The organism is Prevotella dentasini JCM 15908, assembly GCF_000614065.1.
GTDB classification, from domain to species: Bacteria; Bacteroidota; Bacteroidia; order Bacteroidales; family Bacteroidaceae; genus Prevotella; species Prevotella dentasini.
In genome coordinates this window covers 1-20099 of record NZ_BAKG01000014.1, presented here as the reverse complement: position 1 = coordinate 20099, position 20099 = coordinate 1, and the positions used below count along the sequence as shown (strand labels likewise).

18 protein-coding genes and 4 pseudogenes are annotated in these 20099 nt (G+C 50.1%); 9 read left to right on the top strand and 13 right to left on the bottom strand.

Annotation, left to right across the window (positions count from 1 at the left end; genetic code table 11):
- Positions 1–46: 46 nt before the first annotated feature.
- From clpX to tig, 3 genes are all read right to left on the bottom strand, one after another.
- Positions 47–1279 carry an ATP-dependent Clp protease ATP-binding subunit ClpX gene (gene clpX, locus JCM15908_RS08015; RefSeq protein ID WP_025002953.1) on the bottom strand — a complete coding sequence of 411 codons (1233 nt, stop codon included), beginning with the start codon at positions 1277–1279 and terminating at the stop codon, positions 47–49.
- A 3-nt stretch (positions 1280–1282) separates the two neighbouring features.
- Positions 1283–1948 (bottom strand): ATP-dependent Clp endopeptidase proteolytic subunit ClpP, encoded by a 666-nt coding sequence (gene clpP, locus JCM15908_RS08010; RefSeq protein WP_025002952.1) that lies wholly within the window; start codon positions 1946–1948, stop codon positions 1283–1285.
- Positions 1949–2320: 372 nt separating this feature from the next.
- Positions 2321–3688 (bottom strand): trigger factor, encoded by a 1368-nt coding sequence (tig, locus tag JCM15908_RS08005; RefSeq protein ID WP_025002951.1) that lies wholly within the window; start codon positions 3686–3688, stop codon positions 2321–2323.
- A gap of 868 nt (positions 3689–4556) precedes the next feature.
- Here tig and lptB point away from each other — a divergent pair.
- Positions 4557–5387, top strand: a complete 831-nt coding sequence (gene lptB, locus JCM15908_RS08000) for an LPS export ABC transporter ATP-binding protein (RefSeq protein WP_025002950.1) — start codon at positions 4557–4559, stop codon at positions 5385–5387.
- Positions 5388–5700: 313 nt separating this feature from the next.
- Here lptB and ruvB read toward each other — a convergent pair.
- The 7 genes and pseudogenes from ruvB to JCM15908_RS07970 form a co-directional block, all read right to left on the bottom strand.
- Positions 5701–6737 (bottom strand): annotated as a pseudogene (ruvB, locus tag JCM15908_RS13100) (Holliday junction branch migration DNA helicase RuvB).
- A 75-nt stretch (positions 6738–6812) separates the two neighbouring features.
- Positions 6813–7217, bottom strand: coding sequence for a hypothetical protein (locus JCM15908_RS07990; protein WP_025002949.1), 405 nt, complete (start codon positions 7215–7217; stop codon positions 6813–6815).
- Between the two features lie 13 nt (positions 7218–7230).
- A pseudogene (gene der / locus JCM15908_RS13095) lies at positions 7231–8543 on the bottom strand (ribosome biogenesis GTPase Der).
- Positions 8544–8857: 314 nt separating this feature from the next.
- The gene (era, locus tag JCM15908_RS07980) at positions 8858–9739 is read right to left on the bottom strand and encodes a GTPase Era (protein WP_025002948.1); all 882 of its coding nucleotides are present in this window, start codon (positions 9737–9739) and stop codon (positions 8858–8860) included.
- Between the two features lie 246 nt (positions 9740–9985).
- Positions 9986–11004: pseudogene (locus JCM15908_RS13090) on the bottom strand (beta-ketoacyl-ACP synthase III).
- Positions 11004–11189, bottom strand: coding sequence for a 50S ribosomal protein L32 (gene rpmF / locus JCM15908_RS14415; RefSeq protein WP_084607845.1), 186 nt, complete (start codon positions 11187–11189; stop codon positions 11004–11006). Before rpmF ends, JCM15908_RS13090 begins: the two are co-directional and overlap by 1 nt.
- Before the next feature lie 23 nt (positions 11190–11212).
- Positions 11213–11731, bottom strand: coding sequence for a YceD family protein (locus JCM15908_RS07970; protein WP_025002947.1), 519 nt, complete (start codon positions 11729–11731; stop codon positions 11213–11215).
- 618 nt (positions 11732–12349) lie between these two features.
- Here JCM15908_RS07970 and JCM15908_RS07965 point away from each other — a divergent pair.
- The 7 genes from JCM15908_RS07965 to ybeY all read left to right on the top strand — a co-directional run bounded on the left by JCM15908_RS07965 (position 12350) and on the right by ybeY (position 16023).
- Complete coding sequence (locus JCM15908_RS07965) at positions 12350–12826, top strand: DUF4252 domain-containing protein (protein ID WP_159101325.1); 477 nt, start codon at positions 12350–12352, stop codon at positions 12824–12826.
- Between the two features lie 2 nt (positions 12827–12828).
- Positions 12829–13302: a DUF4252 domain-containing protein gene (locus JCM15908_RS07960; RefSeq protein WP_084607843.1), complete on the top strand. Its 474-nt coding sequence runs from the start codon at positions 12829–12831 to the stop codon at positions 13300–13302.
- A 192-nt stretch (positions 13303–13494) separates the two neighbouring features.
- Positions 13495–13995, top strand: coding sequence for a GFO_1088 family ECF-type sigma factor (locus tag JCM15908_RS07955; RefSeq protein WP_025002944.1), 501 nt, complete (start codon positions 13495–13497; stop codon positions 13993–13995).
- Complete coding sequence (locus JCM15908_RS07950) at positions 13992–14477, top strand: PG0215 family putative anti-sigma factor (protein ID WP_025002943.1); 486 nt, start codon at positions 13992–13994, stop codon at positions 14475–14477. Before JCM15908_RS07955 ends, JCM15908_RS07950 begins: the two co-directional genes overlap by 4 nt.
- Positions 14478–14480: 3 nt before the next feature.
- Positions 14481–14933 (top strand): DUF4252 domain-containing protein, encoded by a 453-nt coding sequence (locus JCM15908_RS07945; RefSeq protein WP_025002942.1) that lies wholly within the window; start codon positions 14481–14483, stop codon positions 14931–14933.
- A 117-nt stretch (positions 14934–15050) separates the two neighbouring features.
- Positions 15051–15497: a pantetheine-phosphate adenylyltransferase gene (gene coaD, locus JCM15908_RS07940; protein WP_025002941.1), complete on the top strand. Its 447-nt coding sequence runs from the start codon at positions 15051–15053 to the stop codon at positions 15495–15497.
- A gap of 52 nt (positions 15498–15549) precedes the next feature.
- Positions 15550–16023 (top strand): rRNA maturation RNase YbeY, encoded by a 474-nt coding sequence (gene ybeY, locus JCM15908_RS07935; RefSeq protein ID WP_025002940.1) that lies wholly within the window; start codon positions 15550–15552, stop codon positions 16021–16023.
- 84 nt (positions 16024–16107) lie between these two features.
- Here ybeY and JCM15908_RS07930 read toward each other — a convergent pair whose 3' ends face one another.
- The 3 genes from JCM15908_RS07930 to JCM15908_RS14630 form a co-directional block, all read right to left on the bottom strand.
- The gene (locus tag JCM15908_RS07930) at positions 16108–17271 is read right to left on the bottom strand and encodes a sensor histidine kinase (RefSeq protein ID WP_025002939.1); all 1164 of its coding nucleotides are present in this window, start codon (positions 17269–17271) and stop codon (positions 16108–16110) included.
- Positions 17272–17477: 206 nt separating this feature from the next.
- The gene (locus JCM15908_RS07925; protein WP_025002938.1) at positions 17478–18164 is read right to left on the bottom strand and encodes an outer membrane beta-barrel protein; all 687 of its coding nucleotides are present in this window, start codon (positions 18162–18164) and stop codon (positions 17478–17480) included.
- Between the two features lie 35 nt (positions 18165–18199).
- A complete protein-coding gene (locus JCM15908_RS14630; protein WP_025002937.1) occupies positions 18200–19612 on the bottom strand; it encodes a TonB-dependent receptor in 1413 nt (470 codons plus the stop codon).
- A gap of 253 nt (positions 19613–19865) precedes the next feature.
- On the opposite strand from JCM15908_RS14630, the pseudogene JCM15908_RS15165 reads away from it, so the two are divergent.
- Positions 19866–20026 (top strand): annotated as a pseudogene (locus JCM15908_RS15165) (IS982 family transposase); the annotation flags it as partial.
- Between the last annotated feature and the right edge of the window lie 73 nt (positions 20027–20099).

Genomic DNA, 20099 nt, shown 5'->3' with positions numbered 1-20099 from the left:
AGCAAGCTGCCCCGGCGGGCAGCAGCGACTCCGGAAGCATGGCGTGTCAGGCGTTTTCCATCTTTTGAATGTGCGCCTTGTCGAGTTCTTTCATTGCATATTCCAGCGTTACCTCGAAGGAATCAATCTTCTGTGACGGAATGTTGAACATGGCATCCATCATCACCGACTCCACGATGGAACGGAGTCCGCGCGCACCGAGCTTGTATTCAACTGCCTTGTCGACTATATAGTCGAGAGCTTCCTCGGTGAACGACAGCTTGATACCGTCCATCTCGAAGAGCTTCATGTACTGGCGGACGATGGAGTTCTTCGGTTCGACGAGGATTTTACGCAGTGCTGCCCGGTCGAGAGGATTGAGATAGGTGAGCACGGGGAGGCGTCCGATAATCTCGGGAATGAGACCGAACGACTTCAAGTCCTGCGGCAAGACATACTTCATCAGGTCTGCCTTGTCTATCTTGGCCACATTCTGCACCGAATTGTAGCCTACGACATGCGTATTCAGGCGTTGCGCTATCTTGCGCTCAATGCCGTCGAACGCGCCGCCGCAGATAAAGAGGATGTTGCGTGTGTCTACGTGGATGTAATCTTGGTCCGGATGCTTTCGGCCGCCCTTTGGCGGAACGTTGACGGTCGTACCTTCGAGCAGCTTCAGGAGTCCTTGCTGAACGCCTTCACCGCTCACGTCGCGCGTGATGCTGGGATTATCGCTCTTGCGCGCAATCTTGTCAATCTCGTCAATAAAGACTATTCCCCTTTCGGCAGCGGCCACATTGTAGTCGGCCACCTGCAAAAGGCGCGACAGGATACTCTCCACGTCCTCTCCTACATAGCCTGCTTCGGTGAAGACGGTAGCGTCCACAATCGTAAAAGGTACGTCTAGCAACTTGGCGATGGTACGTGCCAGAAGCGTCTTTCCCGTACCCGTAGAGCCAACCATGATGATATTGCTCTTCTCTATCTCCACGCCGTTGTCGTCCTTCGGCTGTTGCAGGCGCTTATAATGGTTGTAGACCGACACGGAGAGGTATCGTTTCGCCTCGTCCTGCCCGATGATATACTCGTCGAGATATTCCTTTATTTGCTTGGGCTTCGGCACTTCCTTCAGCTCGAACGACGGTGCCTGCGCCTCTTCCGCAGCTCCTACGCCCGACTGCTGGACGATGTTGTATGCCTGCTGTGCACAATCCTCGCAGATAAATCCGCTCAGTCCCGTTATCAGCAGGCGCACATCCTTCTCGCCTCTGCCACAAAAACTACATTTCTTCTGCGGCATGGCCTACTTCTTTCTTGTTAACACCTCGTCAATCATACCGTATTCCTTCGCCTCCTCGGCGTTCATCCAGTAATTGCGGTCGCTGTCGTTCCACACTTTCTCGAAAGTCTGGTGAGAGTGATTGCTGATGATGGTGTAGAGTTCCTTCTTGAATTTCTGTATTTCCTTGGCTTCTATCTCTATGTCCGAAGCCTGTCCCTGCACGCCACCGAGCGGCTGGTGTATCATCACACGGCTGTGGGTGAGTGCCGAACGCTTTCCCTCCTGTCCCGAGACGAGCAACACCGCAGCCATCGAGGCGGCCATACCGGTACAGATGGTGGCCACGTCGCTTGAGATAAACTGCATCGTGTCGTAGATGCCGAGGCCTGCGGTAACGCTTCCGCCCGGCGAGTTGATATAGATGGAAATGTCCTTTCCCGGGTCTACAGAGTCGAGATAGAGCAGCTGCGCCTGAAGGGTGTTGGCCGTATAGTCGTCAATCTCCGTACCGAGGAAGATGATTCGGTCCATCATCAGACGCGAGAAGACGTCCATCTGCGTTACGTTCAGTTGTCGTTCTTCGAGGATGTATGGGTTAAGATACTGCGCCTGTGCCTTCGCAACGTCGTCAAGGACAAGTCCGTTCATACCCAAATGTCTGGTAGCATACTTTCTAAAGTCGTTCATTGTTTTCCTTTCTATATAATAATGAGACAAAACAAGAGGCTATCGACCCCTGTTATCATTGCCTTCCATGCAAGGTTCGTACCACGAAAAGGGCCACATTCCTGCATACGTTACACAAAGATAATCAAAAAAGTCGATAACCTCTCTATAAAAAGAAGTTTTTTTCGCAAATTTATTTATTCGCAAACAATTCACCCCAACCCCACGGGCCGACAATCAGCGGATTGTTTTTGTACGGCCTGAATGGATTTTCCGAATCTCCGACTATAGCCCCTGCCGTCGCAAAGCAATCAGGCCAAAGGACGAAACCTCCTGAGACAAACCATACAAGCCGCCCCGCAAAAGACGGATGAGTGCTTTCCGAACAACAGTTTAGTTGCCGCTGACGAGCTTGTTGAACTCGTCGAGGCTGACAGACTTCGTATTCAGCCTGACTACGCTTTTCAGCGCAACGGAGAGCTTGCGGTCGAGGGCAGCCTCAACGAAGGAGTCGATGTTCTCGCGCTTCTTCAGCAGTTCCTCGGCATAGTTCTTCAGATACTCTTCCGGCGCGTTGGTCATGCCGTACTGGGCGAACTGTGCACGTGCGGTCTGAACGGCAGCATCGCGTACATCAGCATCTTCCACCTTTATATTATTGGCCTGTGCCAGCTGCTCCTTGATGAGGTGCCATGTCAGCTCCTTCACGCTCTGTTCGTAGTTCTTCTCTACAAAGTCCTCGCCCTTATCCTGATTGTTGGCCAGCATGATGCGCTTCAGCAGGGCATCGGGATAGGTCAGCTTGCCCACCTTGCCTTCGCAGTAGGTGCGCACATCCTGAATGAACTTGTAGTTGGAGTCGCCTTCGAGCTGCTTCTTCAGTCCTTCGGCAATCGTATTGCGGAAACCGGCCTCGTCCTTGATGTCAGCCTCTGCACCGTAGATGCTGTCCCAGAGTTCCTTGTTGTTCTCCGCCTTGGTGAAGCGTGAGATTTCGGTAATCTGATAAGAGAAGTTTCCGGCGTGCTTGCCAAGGTCGACCTTGTCTATCTTCAACAGAGAGGAAACCTCGGCATCGTTGTCGGGATAGGCGGCACGGGGATTGAAGGTGATGATGTCGCCCAGCTTCGCATCGTCGAAGAGCTTCTTCTGGTCTTCCACCTTGATAAACTGCGGCATCAGCGCAGCCCCCTCGACGGTAATGCCGTCTTCGAGCGTGTTGCCGTTCTCGTCGAGTTCGCGGAGGTCGCCCTTCAGCATGTCGCGCTGCTCAGCGTCGTACTGCTCTGCCTTCTCGTAGTGTCCGGCACGGCTCTGGAACATCTCCACCTGCTGATCGATGAGTTTGTCGTCGACGGCAATCTCGTAGTAGTCTACCGTATCGTCGCCCGTCAGCTCTGCCTTGAACTCCGGCGCAACGGCGATGTCGAACTTGAACTCGTAGGGTGCGGCTGCCTCGAGGTCTACCGCCTCCTGTCCCTCCGACGACATGGGCTGACCCAGCATCTGAATCTTGTTGTCTGCGATATATTTCTGGAGGTTTTCGCCCAGCAGCCTGTTGATGGTATCCATCTTCACTTGGGTGCCGAACTGTCTCTTAATCATGCCCATAGGAGCCTGACCCGGACGGAAACCGGGCACATTGGCACGCTTGCGATAGTCCTTGAGTGCCTTTTCTACGTCGTTCTTGAAATCAGCTTCTTCGACAACGATGGTCATCTGACCATTTACTTTGTCGGGATTTGCAAATGAAATGTTCATTTCTGATATATTATATGTTTATTGTTTATTTATCAAAAGTTTGTGGACAATACCATCGGGACACAATGCTCCCAACGGCTTCGAGGCGCAAAGGTAGTCAAAAAATTGCATAACTACATATATATAAAGGAGAAATTTGTTTTTTTAACCGAAAGACGGAGCTGTGGCTGCCGCTACGAAAACCGTTGCCTGACCCGTTGGCGCAGCCCGATTTGAACGGAGAAGAGTTTTCCCGGCAGGGCCTGCCCAAACGCAGACGCCATGAACGGACGGCAGACCGGCCGGTACGCGCCTGACAAACGCCATCAAAGAAACTGACACAATGTCCTTCATCCTCCTCATAGCAACTGCCCCCACTGCATGCCCATAGTCCGGGATATCGAAAAATATTTACATCTTCAACCTGTTTTTGCCTTTTTCCCGTCTCACTCCTTCTTCACGCTGATACGGCTATATCTTACTGATTATCAATATGTTTTAACGTAAAATTCCCAACACGCCTTTTCCGTATCGTCAAACCGCCCCTCCGGATATGCGAAAGTGCCGTTTTCGTCCAATGAAAGCGGCACTTTCACCACGTGGTTCAGCCCATTTGGCATTTTCCTTGCTTTGCCTCTGCGAATTTATTTTACAACAAGCTGACCGCCACTCCCCCGTCCGGGATAGGAGGACAACCACATCAGATACCTAAAAAACATAAACGGAACGACACCTTTTCGGCTTTGTCGTCGTTGTTTGCGTTTATTTTACTACTTTTGCAGAGCGATAGCCGCCTACAGGGCGAGGGCCGGGGAGGCACGAAAGGCGCAGACTGCCTGCGCAACAGCCGTTCCGCCCCTGCAAGACATCAGAACACGCAACAGAATATATGACCGAAACAGACATGAAGGTTGTCCGCCCTGAAGCGGAGAACAGCAGCGTCCTCAGAACCGAAGGACTCGTGAAGCGATACGGGAAACGCACCGTTGCCAACGGTGTAAGCATCAATGTCAGGCAGGGCGAAATCGTCGGACTGCTCGGGCCTAACGGTGCAGGAAAGACAACGTCGTTCTATATGACGACCGGGCTCGTAGTGCCGAACGGCGGACACGTCTATATCGACGACAAGGAAATCACCAACTACCCTGTCTACAAGCGTGCCCAGTCGGGCATCGGCTACCTGCCGCAGGAGGCAAGTGTATTCCGCAAGATGAGCGTCGAGGACAATATCATGAGCGTACTCGAAATGACGAAGCTGCCACACGAACAGCGCGTGGAGAAGATGGAGAGCCTTATACGCGAGTTCCGCCTCGAAAAGGTGCGCAAGAACCTCGGCGACCGCCTCTCAGGCGGTGAGCGGCGACGCTGCGAGATAGCACGCTGCCTTGCCATCGACCCGAAATTCATCATGCTCGACGAGCCTTTCGCCGGCGTGGACCCTATTGCCGTAGAGGACATTCAGCACATTGTCTGGCGGCTGAAGTTCCGAAACATCGGCATCCTCATCACCGACCACAACGTGCACGAGACCCTGAACATCACTGACCGCGCCTACCTGCTCTTCGAGGGACGCATCCTCTTCAAGGGGACTCCCGAAGAACTCGCCGCCAACCATATAGTCAAGGAGAAGTATCTCGGCACTGACTTCGTACTGCAAAAGAAGGATTTCCAGCTCCTCGACCAACGCAAGCGTGCGCAGGAGGAGGATACGGACGAATAAGACCATAGACTGCCAAGCGCGTCTGCCTGCTTCCTGATATTAAAGCAAGGGGATGCGCTGTCGTGCTACAGGCAACAGCCAGACAGGTTGTTGCCTTCTGATAAAGAAGAGTGAATGAACGGAAAGAGCATAGTCCCTGCACGGCTATGCCATAATACACTACCGGCCTGTCTTCCGCCTTCTCTACACGGAAGGGGGAAGACAGGCCGGACGTCTCAACACAGGCTGAGGCTTTCTCTGAAAATCTTTGATGAAACCGCATGCACGGAGCAGACACCGTTCCGCGCGCGGGCTGTCATTTTACGGACGAGCGTCAGTCGTCGAACAATCCCGGCTGCGCTACGGCCGAATCGTGCATGTTGCGCCCGAGATGCTGGTAGGCAAGGGGCGTAACCATGCGCCCACGGGGAGTCCGCTTGATGAATCCCTCCATGATAAGGTAGGGTTCGTAGACTTCTTCGAGCGTCCCCGGGTCTTCACCGATGGCAGTGGCTATGGTGGAAACGCCCACCGGGCCTCCCCGGAACTTGTCGATGATGGTCAGGAGTATCTTGTTGTCTATCTCGTCAAGCCCGTACTGGTCTATGTTGAGGGCTTGCAGGGAGAACTGGCTATCGCCGGGGTGATGGTGCCGTTGCCCTTCACCTGTGCAAAGTCGCGCACACGGCGCAGCAGCGAATTGCAGATACGCGGCGTACCGCGCGACCGGCGTGCAATCTCTACGGCTGCCTCGTCGTCTATCGGCACTTTCATCAGGCGCGCTGAACGCCTGATGATGCGCTGCAAAGTTTCAGGCCCATAATACTCCAAATGCAGATTGATACCGAAACGGGCACGGAGCGGAGCCGTCAGCAGGCCGCTCCGGGTGGTCGCGCCTACGAGCGTGAAGGGGTTAAGGTCTATCTGAATGGAACGGGCAGACGGGCCTTTGTCTATCATTATGTCGAGACGATAGTCTTCCATGGCCGAATAGAGGAACTCCTCTACTACGGGCGAGAGACGGTGAATCTCGTCAATGAAGAGCACTTCGTTCGGTTCGAGCGAGGTGAGAATACCAGCCAAGTCGCCCGGCTTGTCGAGAATTGGTCCGGAAGTAACCTTGAATCCCACCCCCAACTCGTTGGCTATGATGTTGCTCAACGTGGTTTTTCCCAATCCGGGAGGGCCGTGCAGCAAGGTGTGGTCGAGCGGCTCGCCACGATACTTGGCAGCCTCCACGAAGACGCGGAGATTGTCGACCACCTTCGGCTGACCGCTGAAGTCGTCGAACTTCAACGGTCTGAGGGCGTTCTCAAAGTCTCTTTCCGAAGAGCGTACCTGCTCTTCCCTTATGTCAAAATCCTCATTCATCTGCTAAAACACCGTAACTGGCAATCTGCCTGTCCATACTAAAGAACATGATACCATAGCGTCAGGGCCGCCGGCTCATCTCATCAGCCACACGCGCCTGCGCTTCACCATGGGCACGACCACCTGCTCTACCGTACTGTCGCGAAAGCCAAGGACAAGGAAAGCACTGGCCGTGCTGTCCTTGGCAGAAAACTCCGCCTTGCGGACCTTCACCGTCCGTAGTCCTCCATGAAGGGTATCGTGGCGGAGCCTGAACTTTTCAAAGTTGCTCAACATCTGCCGGCGATAGCTGTCGGGAACAGTATCGGGCAGGTTCATGCCCTTGAAGAATGTCTCGTACTTTCCTGCAAGCAACTGCTCGTAGTAGTGCCGGGCAGCCTGAGCCGCCACTGCACCATGGTCTACGGGCTTCTCCCGGCTACAGGCTACCGACAGGCAGCACAGCAGGACCGGAAAAACAGGATGGAAAAAACGCCTCATCGTCTCTGCCTCCTTACTTCTGCCGGATAAAGACATTGATAGGACAACCGTGCAACTGCCAGTTTTCGCGAATCTTATTCTCCAAGAACCGACGGTACTGCTCCTTGACGTACTGGGGCAGATTGGCGTAGAAGACGAACGAAGGTATCTGTGTGTTGGGCAGCTGAGAGCAGTATTTTATCTTGATGTACTTGCCCTTGACCGATGGTGGAGGCGTTGCTCAATGACAGGAAGCATTACCTCGTTGAGCTTTGTCGTACCGATGTGCATCGTGCGGTTCAGATAGACCTGCTTGGCGGTTTCGAGCACCTTGAAGATTCGCTGCTTCGTAAGGGCTGAACAGAAGATGATAGGGAAGTCAACAAACGGTGCCATGCGGTTGCGGATGGCGTTCTCGAAGGTTTTTATGACTATTTGGGTCTTGTCCTGAACCAAATCCCACTTGTTGACAACTACGACCAGACTCTTGTTATTCTTCTGGATGAGCTGGAAAATGTTCATATCCTGTGCCTCAATGCCTCGCGTAGCGTCTATCATCAGGATACATACGTCGGAGTTCTCTATACTGCGGATAGACCGCATGACCGAGTAGAACTCCAAATCTTCCGTAACCTTGTTCTTGCGGCGGATACCTGCCGTGTCGACAAGGTAGAAGTCGAAGCCGAATTTATTGTATCTCGTATAGATGCTGTCGCGCGTCGTACCTGCAATCTCGGTAACGATGTTGCGGTCTTCTCCTATGAAGGCGTTGATAAGGCTGGACTTTCCTGCATTAGGACGGCCGACAACGGCAAAGCGAGGTATCTCTTCCTCAATGTTCTCATCGGGCGCATCCTTCATCTTTTCGAGCAAAAGGTCGAGCAAATCTCCCGTACCGCCACCCGTAGCAGCACTGATGCAGACTGGTTCGCCCAGTCCGAGCTTATAGAACTCGGCAGCCTCATAATATTGTCCGCTGTTGTCCACCTTGTTGGCAACGAGGATTACAGGGAGCTTCGTGCGGCGGAGAATCATCGCCACATCCTCATCCCAGTCGGTAATTCCCGTTTCCGTGTCGACGAGGAAGAGCACGAGGTCAGCTTCCTCGGTAGCAACGATTACCTGCTTGCGGATAGCATCCTCGAAAATATCGTCCGACTTGACTACCCATCCGCCTGTGTCGACAATGGAAAACTCACGTCCGTTCCACTGGCATTTGCCATATTGGCGGTCGCGTGTCGTACCTGCCGTATCACTGACTATAGCGCGCCGGCTCTGCGTCAATCGGTTAAAGAGTGTAGACTTTCCCACGTTCGGGCGTCCTACAATAGCTACTAAGTTTGCCATATTTAGTTGGTCTTTACCTTCTCCATAGATAGTCATTAACCAATTTCTTCAGGAAGAAGGCTCCGAATGTGGTCAGGCATCCGATGAATATTTGCCGAGGATGACCATTTCCCCAGCCCTCGCCTTGTGCGAGAGTATGCCCTACTAAGCAGTCAGGGCGGTTTCTATTATTGACTTACCCATTCAGGCTTGGAATAATGTGGGTAATATCAACGATAATACCGCACAATGGAACAGCAACAAACACCGCTCACCACAATGCCAAGCCTTCATCGACAGCTTTTCCCTTCCTTCCGGGAAATAGAAAAAGCCCCTCACTCCGGGCTATACCCAAAGTTTCTCAACTCCTTCTGCGAATTGCGCCAGTCCTTGTCTACCTTGACGAAAGTCTCGAGGAATATCTTCTTGTCGAAGAAACGTTCCAAACTCTTGCGTGCCTCGGAGGAGACTTTCTTCAGAGCCTGCCCCTGATGCCCGATGATGATTCCTTTCTGACTGTCGCGCTCTACGTAGATGACAGCATTGATATGTATCTGCCGGTCGCTCTCCTTGAAGCTCTCGACCGCCACCTCGACCGAATAAGGAATCTCCTTGTCGTAATAGCGGAGTATCTTCTCGCGGATAATCTCGGTAACAAAGAACCTTGCCGGCTTGTCGGTCAGCTGATCCTTGTCGAAAAACGCCGGACTCTCGGGCAGAAGCTCCTGAATACGCTTCATCAGGATGTCCGTACCGAACTTGTTCTTGGCAGAGATGGGAAGTATTTCCGCCTTGGGCAACAGCTTGTGCCATCGCTCCACGAGGGAGACAAGGGCTTTTTGGTCGGTCTCGTCAATCTTGTTGATGAGCAGAATGACGGGAATGGTCATCTTGCCGACCTTCTCCAGAAAGTCCATGTTCTTTTCCGGATTCTCTACCACATCGGTAACATAGAGCAGAATATCGGCATCGGCCAATGCCGACTCCGAGAACTGGAGCATCATCTCCTGCATCTTGTAGTTCGGCTTCAGTACTCCCGGCGTATCGGAAAAGACTATCTGCATCTCGTCGGTATTGACAATACCCATGATACGGTGGCGAGTGGTCTGTGCCTTGAACGTTGCGATGCTAATGCGCTCGCCTACGAGCTGATTCATCAGCGTACTTTTTCCGACATTCGGATTACCTACGATGTTTACAAATCCTGCTTTGTGCATAATGAAGACTTATCTATACCTCTGCGCCCCACCTCCGCTCCCTCTCCGAGGAAAGAGAACCGGAAGTGCGGTTCCGCTTGTTCGTTTATATAATAAAGGCGGCCTGTCCATGGCAAGATGGCGATTCTACCTTCCGGGCCACACTCCCGGACACAGCCGGCAGCCCCTCGCCGAAACCTGAAAAACGCACCTATCTTATTGGAAAAGAAAGATGCGTTAATAAGTTGGTATAACTTGAAAAAGTTTTTATTTCTTTACCGCTTCTGCTGCTCCGTCGTAAGCCCACCTGTATAATGACGCTCCGTTGACGAAACCTGCACCGAAACCCGTGAAGACCATGTTGTCGCCCTTCTTCAGCTGCGACTCAAAGTCCCAGAGTACGAGCGGCATGCAGGCTGCACTGGTGTTTCCGTAGCGTTGAATATTGACCAACACCTTCTCCATCGGCACACCGATGCGCTTGGCTACCGCTCGATAATGCGGAGATTGGCCTGATGGCAGACAACGAAGTCGACATCCTCCCGCGTCATTCCGTTGCGTTTCAGTAGTTCCGTGCAGTCGTCGCCCATTGCCGTAACGGCATAGCGGAACACGGTGCGTCCCTCCTGATAGGTATAGTGCAGACGATGGTCTACCGTAAAACGCGAAGACGGGCAGACCGAACCGCCAGCCTTGATGTGCAGGAAGGGAAGCCCCTTTCCGTCCGTCCGATGGTAAGAGTCTATCAGTCCGATATTCTCCTCCCCGGTACCTTCGAGCATGACAGCCCCGGCACCGTCTCCGAACAACGGACAAGTGGCACGGTCGCGGTAGTCGGTGATGGCCGACATCTTATCGGCCCCGATTACGATGATACGTTTGTGGCGTCCGCTCTGAATCATGTTGCATGCCACATCAAGGGCATACATGAATCCACAGCAGGCAGCAGAAAGGTCGAATGCGAATGCGTTCTTCAAGCCGAGCTTACCCAAGACGATGGAAGCCGTAGAAGGGTGCATATAGTCAGGCGTTGACGTTGCCACGACAACAGCATCGATGCTGTCCGGGTCGGCATCCGTCTTCCTCATCAGCAGACGGGCGGCCTTGCGCGCCATATAGGAAGTGCCAAGCCCTTCCTCTGTCAGGATTCGGCGTTCCTTGATACCAGTGCGCGTAGTAATCCATTCGTCGGTGGTATCTACCATGCGCGACAGTTCCTCGTTGTTGAGGACATAGTCTGGCACATACCCGGCGACGCCTGTTATTATCGCATTGATTCTGCTCATTATTCAGCTGTTTCCTTTACGACAGCCACCTTTCCACGATACTGACCGCAAGTCGGGCAAACAGTGTGGTAAACATAATAAGAACCACAGTTAGGGCATACTGCCAATGTAGGAGCTACTGCCTTATCGTGAGTTCTTCTCTTAAGTGTACGAGTCTTTGACTGTCTTCTTTTTGGATGTGCCATAATTGTTTAAATCTTTAATATTTTTATTCTTTCAATTTTAATAGAGCTGCCCAGCGTGAATCCACAGCCGCTTCGCCTTCCTCACCGCTTCGGGCGGCAGAGTGCTCTTCGAGCATTCGTATCATGGCAGGGTTGCATTTCCCAGGTGCATGCACATGCCTGACAGGGATTGCGAGGACTATAAATTCATAGACGAACCACGTAACATCGAGTATTCCTTCGTTCTCGGCCACCGTTACGAGGTCGTCCTCTTCTGAGTATTCGTTCCCAAACTTGGCCTCGAGACGCTGACAGGTCTCAACGGACTGCTCCATGGGGTCGAGACATACGTCGCAGGGTACCATCACCGTGCCTGTCTCGCTGAAGTCGAGGGTAAAGAAATCGTCTCCAGTGCGCACGATTCTGAGAGAAACGTGCACACTTCCCTGACTCACTTCAGGAGCTTCGATAGCCTTAAAGTAAGCATCGTCAAGGTCGAACTCGAAGGTCGTCAGACCTTCCTGTAGACCCTTCAAATCTATTTTAAGGGTTTCCAAGTCCATAATCGGGTTGCAAAGTTACGAATATTTTTCTGATAATCTTCAAGTTAAAGGCAAAAAAGATTCTAAAAAAGGGCAGCACACAGCTCCAGCAGACTTCAGACGCAGCTTTTGCAAGAAGCTGCCGCCATAAAACAGCAGCCACGGCTTGCCTCTATACCTTATATTATAATAAGCGGTCAACATTCCCTGTCAGGCCGGCACCGCTTTGCCCCAGCAGCGACCGTCCGTTTCCGCATGACGGCCTGTCTCATGGTGCCAGCCTGCATGCAGACAGATGGCTGTCCGGGCTATTTGCGCCTGACATGCCTGCCCTCATGACGAGAAGTGCCGGAAACTACTTACGCATGCCGGAGAATGGCATCGCCGCGCCATGACGATGAAGCTGCCACGCTGCAAGCCTCTCCGACCCGCAAAACGAAAGTGCCGCTTTGACCGGACGAAAGTGCCGTTCTGGCCATGCGAAAACGGCACTTTCGTTTTGCCGTCAAGCCTTGCCGGCCTAACGCTTTCTCCTCTTTCGGAAAATTTCACGGAACTTTCTGCAACAAAACAGCCCGTTTTTACGTCTCTATATTATGTAAGCGAAAACAAAACATGAACCCTTTAACAATAAAGACAATGAGAAAACTATTGTTGGCACTGGCCATGTTGGCCGTGAGCATCGCAGGACAGGCTCAGACGCTCGACGAGGTCATCAGCCTGTACAAAGGCAAAAAGTACGCCACCTACAACGACATGTCGAAGGAGGAGATAAAGGCAGCGTTTAAGGAGAAAGACAAGAATAACGGAGCCGACTATGCCAAGCTCATGGACAAGATGGTCATGCTCAAACTGAACGATATGCCCAAAGCCGAAATGAAAAAACTGGCGAAGCTCTTCAAGAACCATTCCATCACCGACTACGAGGAAATGACACGACTGAAAGGGAACGGAGGGGAATTTATCCTGCTGGCTGACACCACGGACGAGAACATCATGCAGATTGCTTTCGTCATCTTGGCGAAAGACAGTGCCTATATTCTGGAGATGAAAGGACACTTCGACGAGAAGATGTCGGACTCCATATTTAAGGATATTATAAATACAGATAATTGACTATGAGAAAATTATTATTAGTGGCAGCCCTTGCCGTTGCCTGTCAGACACTCTGCGCACAGAGCGTTGAGGAGATTTTTGAAAACTACAAGTCGAAGACCGATGCCGAATACGTTTCCGTGCCGAGCGTGCTCTTCAAGTTGGCACACATCGCCAAAACCGAAAACGACGACGAAGGCACGCGCGTGGCCAAGTCTATCAGTTCCGTGCGTGTTCTCAACTTGGAAGACTGCTCCGACAAAGTGAAACAGGAGTTTCGCAAAACGGTCCAAAACTTCCGCCACGAGGACTACGAGACTATCGTCAGTGCCAAGGAGGGGAAGGACCACGCCCTCATCCTGACAAAGGAGAAAGACGGACTGATACGCGAGCTGCTCGTATTCAACAGCGACGAAGAGGACTGCGCGCTCATACAAATCAAGGGAAAGATTCGCCCGGAAGACCTCAACATTGCGGTGGACCAGTACGGGAAGTAGAACGGAAACCATCCGAAAACCCACCCAAAATGAAGATACGGGACATCGCAGACGCGGCCGAACCATGCCCACAAAGCAAGGGACAGATGCCGCGTCTGCCGGAAACATACAGAAAAGAGCGCACAGACGGGTACTGCTGAACGGGCTTCAGCAGTGCCCAACCGTCTCACTGCAATCAACAAACACACCAAGATGGACGCTTCACAATTCAAATCCACCTTCCTGCCCTGCTACCAAAAGCTCTACACCGTGGCATGGAGACTGACGGGAAACGTCCAGTCGGCAGAGGACTTGGTGCAGGAGACCTTCCTGAAACTATGGACACGACGAGGCCAAATTCTCATCAACAAGAACGCCAGGGCCTACGCCATCACCCTGCTGCGGAACGTCTACTACGACACCTTGCGGAGCCGGAAGATAGAGGAGACCGAGGCTGACATAGGGCAAATGAGGCTGACAGCCGGCGAAGACCCCGCAAGGCAGATAGAAGCGCACGACGAGTACGCCAGACTGCGGCGTCTGATAGCCGGGCTGCCCGACCCACAAGGCAGAATCATGGCCATGCGCGACCTTGAAGGCCTCCCCTACAACGAGATTAGCCGGGAAACGGGACTGACGGAGGTCAATATCCGCTCCATTCTCAGCCGGGCAAGAAGACGAATAAGAGAACTCTTAAAAGAAACAAAGACATGACACAGACCGAAAACATCAGGATGCTGCTGGAGAAGTTCTACGACGGACTGACCACCGAAGCCGAGGAAAAGACCCTGCACGACTATTTCCGACAGGGAAACGACATGGCGGAGGAGCTGAAGGAGGAACAGCTGTTCTTCCGCGCGATGCAGCCGGAGGACTGTCCTGTACCCGTTGCTCTCGGAGAGCGGCTCGCACGGCAAATCAACCAGTGGAACACGGTAGAGAAGACGGCACGGCGAAGCAGCCAGCGAGCAAGCCTTCGCTGGATAACGGCCGCAGCGGCCAGCCTGTTGCTCGTCGTCTCGGTCTCGGTCTTCGTCTATCACGGTCAGGGAAAGGCACAGCAGCCGCCTCAGGATACCTATACCAATCAGGAAGATGCCTACGCCCAGACGAGCAAGGCCCTGTTGAAATTCTCCAAATCTCTCAACAAAGGAATAGAAAAGGCACAGGAAATCACCCCCAAACAAATTGATTAGAATATGAAAAGAACAACCATCTCACTGTTGCTGACGCTTGTCTGCATCATGGCGCAGGCGCAGCAGGCTGTCTTCAACAAATACAGCGACTACGACGGAGTCTCGGTCGTCTACATCTCCAAGTATATGCTCCGCGGCATGCAGGGTTCCAAATCGTCCAAGGATGCCATTTCGCGCATAGCCGGACGGCTCGACCACCTGCAAATCTTCTCATGCGACCGGCCGTCGCTGATTCCCCGCATCAAAAAGGATGCCACAGCCTACTACCGGAAGATGCACTACGGCGTGGCGATGCAGATGTCCGACGACGGCGAGCATACCACCATCTATCAGCGAGCGGCAGGCAGCGGCAAGAACGAGTTCGTACTGCTGACGACCGAAAAAGACGAGCTGACCATCATCAACGTCTTGGGCAGCGTGTCGCTGAAGGACATTCAAGGACTGACGGGAGACTAACAATCTCCCGTTTTTATTTGGATATGTTTTGGAAATGGAGTATATTTGCAGGACAATTGAAGTGTCTTGGAACACCTCCATAACACCGTTCAGACACAACTATCCATACTGGAAATAATGAAAACAGCTATCTTTGTCGGCAGCTTCGACCCCTTCACCATCGGACACGACTCCATCGTGCGCCGCACGCTGCCGCTGTTCGACCGTATAGTCGTCGGGGTAGGAGTCAACGAACGCAAGAAATACATGCTCACGGCAGACGAACGGGTGGCGCGCATCGCCCGTCTCTACGCACGGGAGCCGAAGATTGAGGTAAAGGAATACAGCGACCTGACCATCGGCTTTGCACAGCGCGAACGGGCAGACTATATAATAAAAGGTGTGCGGAGCGTCAAGGACTTCGAGTATGAGCGCGAACAGGCCGACATCAACCGCCAGCTGAGCGGAATAGAGACTCTCCTCCTCTTTGCCGAACCACGATACGGGAGTATCAGCTCGAGCGTTGTCCGCGAACTGAAACACTTCGGAAGGGACATCGCAGAGTTTCTCCCCAAGGGCTATTAGGGATAGGGGACTTCTGGCTCAAGCCCTCCAAAAGAATAAAATACACCAAAGAATGATTACATACAACGCAGACGGCGTGAAGATGCCAAAGATAAAGAAGCGCGAAACAAGCCGATGGATTAAGGCGGTAGCTTCTGCCTACGGCAGGAAGATAGGCGAGGTGGGCTATATGTTCGTCTCCGACGAGAAGATACTGGAGGTAAACAACGACTATCTCGGGCACGACTACTATACCGACGTCATTACTTTCGACTACGATGAGGACGATATTGTCAATGGCGACATAGTTATTTCGCTCGACACCGTCCGCACCAATGCCGGACAATTCGGCAAAAACTACGACGAGGAACTGCACCGCGTCATCATCCACGGTATCCTGCATCTCTGCGGCATCAACGATAAGGGACCGGGAGAGCGCGAGATTATGGAGGCCAACGAGAACAAGGCACTGGCTCTGCTAAAAGAAATGCAGACTGCACAGGAACATACCGACTCCCCGGACAGGGCACGGACGGGCTGCGAATAGTACCTCGAAACCATACGAGGACTAAGTATCATGCACCCGAAGAGGCATTTGAACATCCTTCCCTTACAGATTTCGGGAAGGGGATTATTTCCGCAGTTCTATCCTGAACGTCGTACCCTTGCCGACTTCCGAGCCTTTCACCCATATACTGCCGTGGTGATATTCCTCTACAATGCGCTTGGCAAGGCTCAGACCTAAGCCCCATCCCCGTTTCTTCGTGGTAAATCCGGGACGGAAAACGTTCTTGATGTCCTTTTTTCTGATTCCCTTTCCAGTGTCGGATATGTCTATAATGGCACGTGTTTCGCTCTCTTCAAGATGAAGAGTTATGCGACCGGCCTCGCCTCCCATGGCATCGACGGCATTCTTGCAGAGGTTTTCTATCACCCACTCGAAAAGCGATTCGTTCATTTTTACTATAATATCATGCTCCGGGAAATCCTTTATCATCTGGATTCGCTTGGAAGTCCGACGGTCCATATAGTCAACCACATGCTCCAAAACCTCGTTAAGGCTCGCCGGAAGCGGCTCTGGGAGTGAGCCGATTTTCGAGAAACGGTCGGCTATCAGCTGCAACCGCTTCACGTCCTTGTCCATTTCGGGCAGCAACTCATCCTCGGGATAAGTCTCTTTCAGTATCGTCGTCCATGCCATCAGCGACGAGATAGGAGTTCCCAACTGGTGGGCGGTCTCCTTGCTAAGCCCCACCCACACCTTATTCTGTTCGGCACGCTTCGACGTAAGCAGCGCAAAGACAGCCACAACAACAAACAGCATCACTACGCCTAACTGAACGTAAGGATACACGGCCAGCCGGCGAAGCATCAGAGAGTCACCATAGCAAACATCTATATAGTCTTTTTCTGATTCTCCTATGGATATACGGATATTTCTGCCTTCCGTTTTCAGCTTCTTTCCCATCAGGCCGACAAACTTCAGACTATCCTGATAGGTTTTGGCAGAAATACTTACGTTACGGAAATCCGTAACGTTTCCGGCATTGTCAAGGACGACAACGGGAATGGTATTGTTCTCGTTGAGAACCTTCAATACAAGGCTCAGGTCTGTGGTATCATCTGCCTTGTTCAGCGATTTCATAGCTTCGGCCCAGACTTCCATCCGGGTTCGTTCCTGCTGTGCAAGGTCTTGGGTCAGAAAATGGGAAACTATCAATGAAGTAACAGCTATCAATATAGCTGCCACAACAAGAAAAATCTTCACCTGCCGTATTCTGTCCGTCCACTGCATATCATAGTATTAACGACGAAACAGAGAAAATATTACTATACGCCCAACATTCCCGTTCTCCTTCTTCTTCATCCCCACCAATTCCTCTCACTTTTACCTGCTGTTCAAATGACACAGGAAGAAGGGCAACACCTTTCTCCTCGCCATTAGTCTTGATACTTATCCAACTGCTCGCAGAACTCCTCTTTTGTATAGATGTCTCAATTTTATAAATTGTCTATTCCCATTCGTGATGTATCAACTTTTTTCCTATTCTTTTCTTTGTAATTGCTGAACTTGTAAGTCAGCGTTAATGAGAAACCTCTATTATAGCAATCTTGAGTTTCGCTCCATTGGTTCATAAAGTGTGTGCCATAATGTAATGTAGCGGACTCGAATATATCGTTAGCATAGAATCCAATATTCAATTTATCTTTCAGCATACTGAGTTGTAAACCAGCATCAACGAACCAGACTCCATCAGTTTTTAAGATTCCTTGTCTTTGGGCTGTACCTGCAAAAGCCTTTGTTATAAACGTTAAGCGTGGTTCAGAGGACAATACAAGTTGGCTATTGACCGTGATATTAGTTGACCAACCAGAAACTTTAAACGATAAATTATGCCAATTTGCCGTTTTATAGTATTCATGAAAAGCAGAGGGAGTAAATGTCAAGTACCATTTATTGGCAATGGTAAAAGGGACATTCAGATAGATAGTGAAAACCTTTGACAAATCTATATTTGCTATTTGGTTGATAAGTTGAAGATTTTCGGGAGATTGATAGTGCTGGGTAAAGAAAGCATCTTTGACATGATAATAACTTATGCTGAGATAATATTTTTGTTTGAAAATATAATATAAAGACGCTATATTATATTTTGCCACTTTTAAGGTTGGATTACCTACTTTCACTTCGTATCCATCAACCTGCTGTATAAAGTCTTGCCTTAACCAATAGTTGGATAAAGCCGGAAAGTCTGAAATGATGACATCAATTGATGTTGAGGTGCTATATTGTATGTTAATGAAAAACTTGGCATAAAAGACCATTCTTTATACTCTTTTATTTTGTACCAATCGACTGCTAAAGTGCCTCTTAAATATAATTTTCCATTTAAAATATTACCCTCAGCGTCTGCATATATTTTTGCATAATCTTCATTATAAAGTGTACTTTTAAGTGTCGGTTGTCCGCTATTGCTGGAAGTGTGGGTATAATTTGCTCCATATCCAAGTGACCAGCTTTTATTTATTGCAGAATGTCCACTTAAAAAGGCATTATATTTGTTTATTCTTTGATATTGGGAGTATTCTGTATGTTTGTTAATTACATAGCCTGTATAATCTTGCTTTGTGTTGAAATAGAGGTATTCCATTCCTAAACGCCAACCTTTAGGCATCATGTAATCCAAAGAAACATTGTGAAGGTAGGTTTTGTTTTGCGTAGATTGTAAAGTATTTCCCAGTAAGCTGTTATATGATACTATTTCTGATTTGCCTGATGGTGTCAGACTATTGTTGTAAGTCAAACTTAAATATTGGTTACTTGGAAGATTATATTTAAGTCCAACATAAATATTATGGCTATAAGGAGTACTACCTTTTCTTTTCGTATTGCTTGTCAAGTCGATAGTCTCTCCTTGAATATCGTGCTTTATCCAAGTGTTTTTTTCTGTCAAGGATTTTCCATAATCAAGGCTATAGATAAAATCAGCAGAGAATTTTCCTTTAGAAAACATTACCGATGCGTTTTCATTAAAACTATCAGCATGTTTATTTTGCCATTTTGATTGCACTTGCCCCGTCATAAAATCAGACAAACTCTCTGTCAGAACAATATTAATGGCAGTTCCTTTCACATTCCAATTTGCTGGAGGATTGTAGTTCACCTCTATTTCCTTAACACGATTAGAAGGAAGTGACTTTATGTAATTCAAAACATTGGTGGCACTCATCGTTGATGGTTTACCATTGATGAGAATAGTTGGTGTTACACCAGTGCCTACCATAGAAATTGTTTCTTTGTCAAAAGATTGTACACCCGGAGTTTCACAGAGCAAATCAAATGCCGTTGCTAAGAGTCTGGCTTTTGAAAGAGTTTGCGGATTGAAGACCAATCCTCCATTGCGCATTTTCATTATTGGCCGTTCAGCCTTGACAACAACTTCCCCCAAAACTTCTGCTTTATCTTCAAGTACAAGGTTGTTCAAAACGCTATCAGATGAAACAACAGATAAGGTGGTGTAAGAAATATGCTGAACCAATAGCCTGTATGGCTTAATATCGGTTTGCAGTTGAAAGCGTCCTTCATCATCACACACGGCAGTTTCTTTATATACAGAATCTACCGAATAAAGCATAACTGTTGCGTACGATACGGGATGGTTATAAAAATCTTTTACCTGTCCGGAAATTCCTTGCCCCCATATATGTCGGCAAAAAGAAAGCGTATAATCCTATGATAAATTTATATTTCATATTCTAATAGGTCAATGAATTGCTGTTATTTAACGTAAGTTCTATGAATTATAAGTCCTTGTAAATTTGGTGATTAACGAAATCCGTCGTATCTTTATAGTGCTGAAATACAAAGGATTACAATCAAAAATCGCAATGTTCATCAAGGACAAAGTTACGGAAATTTTCTGTATGGCAGACGACTTATGCAAGTTTTTTGATGCGATGATGGCAAAATATACGCCAAACCGGCCAACAAGGGGGAATATCACCGTGAATCCACCATGCCGGAGGCAGAGGTCATGCTGACTATGATACCCTTATGAAAGGAGCATTGGCGAGCGTCTCCGGCAAACTGCCGCTCAGGAAGAGAGCGTCATAGGACGAACG

What these genes read in the sequence shown, in the direction of transcription:
- clpX (WP_025002953.1), bottom strand. Translation starts at nt 1,279, where the DNA reads ATGCCGCAGAAGAAATGTAGTTTTTGTGGCAGAGGCGAGAAGGATGTG.
- clpP (WP_025002952.1), bottom strand. Translation starts at nt 1,948, where the DNA reads ATGAACGACTTTAGAAAGTATGCTACCAGACATTTGGGTATGAACGGA.
- tig (WP_025002951.1), bottom strand. Translation starts at nt 3,688, where the DNA reads ATGAACATTTCATTTGCAAATCCCGACAAAGTAAATGGTCAGATGACC.
- lptB (WP_025002950.1), top strand. Translation starts at nt 4,557, where the DNA reads ATGACCGAAACAGACATGAAGGTTGTCCGCCCTGAAGCGGAGAACAGC.
- JCM15908_RS07990 (WP_025002949.1), bottom strand. Translation starts at nt 7,217, where the DNA reads ATGAGGCGTTTTTTCCATCCTGTTTTTCCGGTCCTGCTGTGCTGCCTG.
- era (WP_025002948.1), bottom strand. Translation starts at nt 9,739, where the DNA reads ATGCACAAAGCAGGATTTGTAAACATCGTAGGTAATCCGAATGTCGGA.
- rpmF (WP_084607845.1), bottom strand. Translation starts at nt 11,189, where the DNA reads ATGGCACATCCAAAAAGAAGACAGTCAAAGACTCGTACACTTAAGAGA.
- JCM15908_RS07970 (WP_025002947.1), bottom strand. Translation starts at nt 11,731, where the DNA reads ATGGACTTGGAAACCCTTAAAATAGATTTGAAGGGTCTACAGGAAGGT.
- JCM15908_RS07965 (WP_159101325.1), top strand. Translation starts at nt 12,350, where the DNA reads ATGAGAAAACTATTGTTGGCACTGGCCATGTTGGCCGTGAGCATCGCA.
- JCM15908_RS07960 (WP_084607843.1), top strand. Translation starts at nt 12,829, where the DNA reads ATGAGAAAATTATTATTAGTGGCAGCCCTTGCCGTTGCCTGTCAGACA.
- JCM15908_RS07955 (WP_025002944.1), top strand. Translation starts at nt 13,495, where the DNA reads ATGGACGCTTCACAATTCAAATCCACCTTCCTGCCCTGCTACCAAAAG.
- JCM15908_RS07950 (WP_025002943.1), top strand. Translation starts at nt 13,992, where the DNA reads ATGACACAGACCGAAAACATCAGGATGCTGCTGGAGAAGTTCTACGAC.
- JCM15908_RS07945 (WP_025002942.1), top strand. Translation starts at nt 14,481, where the DNA reads ATGAAAAGAACAACCATCTCACTGTTGCTGACGCTTGTCTGCATCATG.
- coaD (WP_025002941.1), top strand. Translation starts at nt 15,051, where the DNA reads ATGAAAACAGCTATCTTTGTCGGCAGCTTCGACCCCTTCACCATCGGA.
- ybeY (WP_025002940.1), top strand. Translation starts at nt 15,550, where the DNA reads ATGATTACATACAACGCAGACGGCGTGAAGATGCCAAAGATAAAGAAG.
- JCM15908_RS07930 (WP_025002939.1), bottom strand. Translation starts at nt 17,271, where the DNA reads ATGCAGTGGACGGACAGAATACGGCAGGTGAAGATTTTTCTTGTTGTG.
- JCM15908_RS14630 (WP_025002937.1), bottom strand. Translation starts at nt 19,612, where the DNA reads ATGCTTTATTCGGTAGATTCTGTATATAAAGAAACTGCCGTGTGTGAT.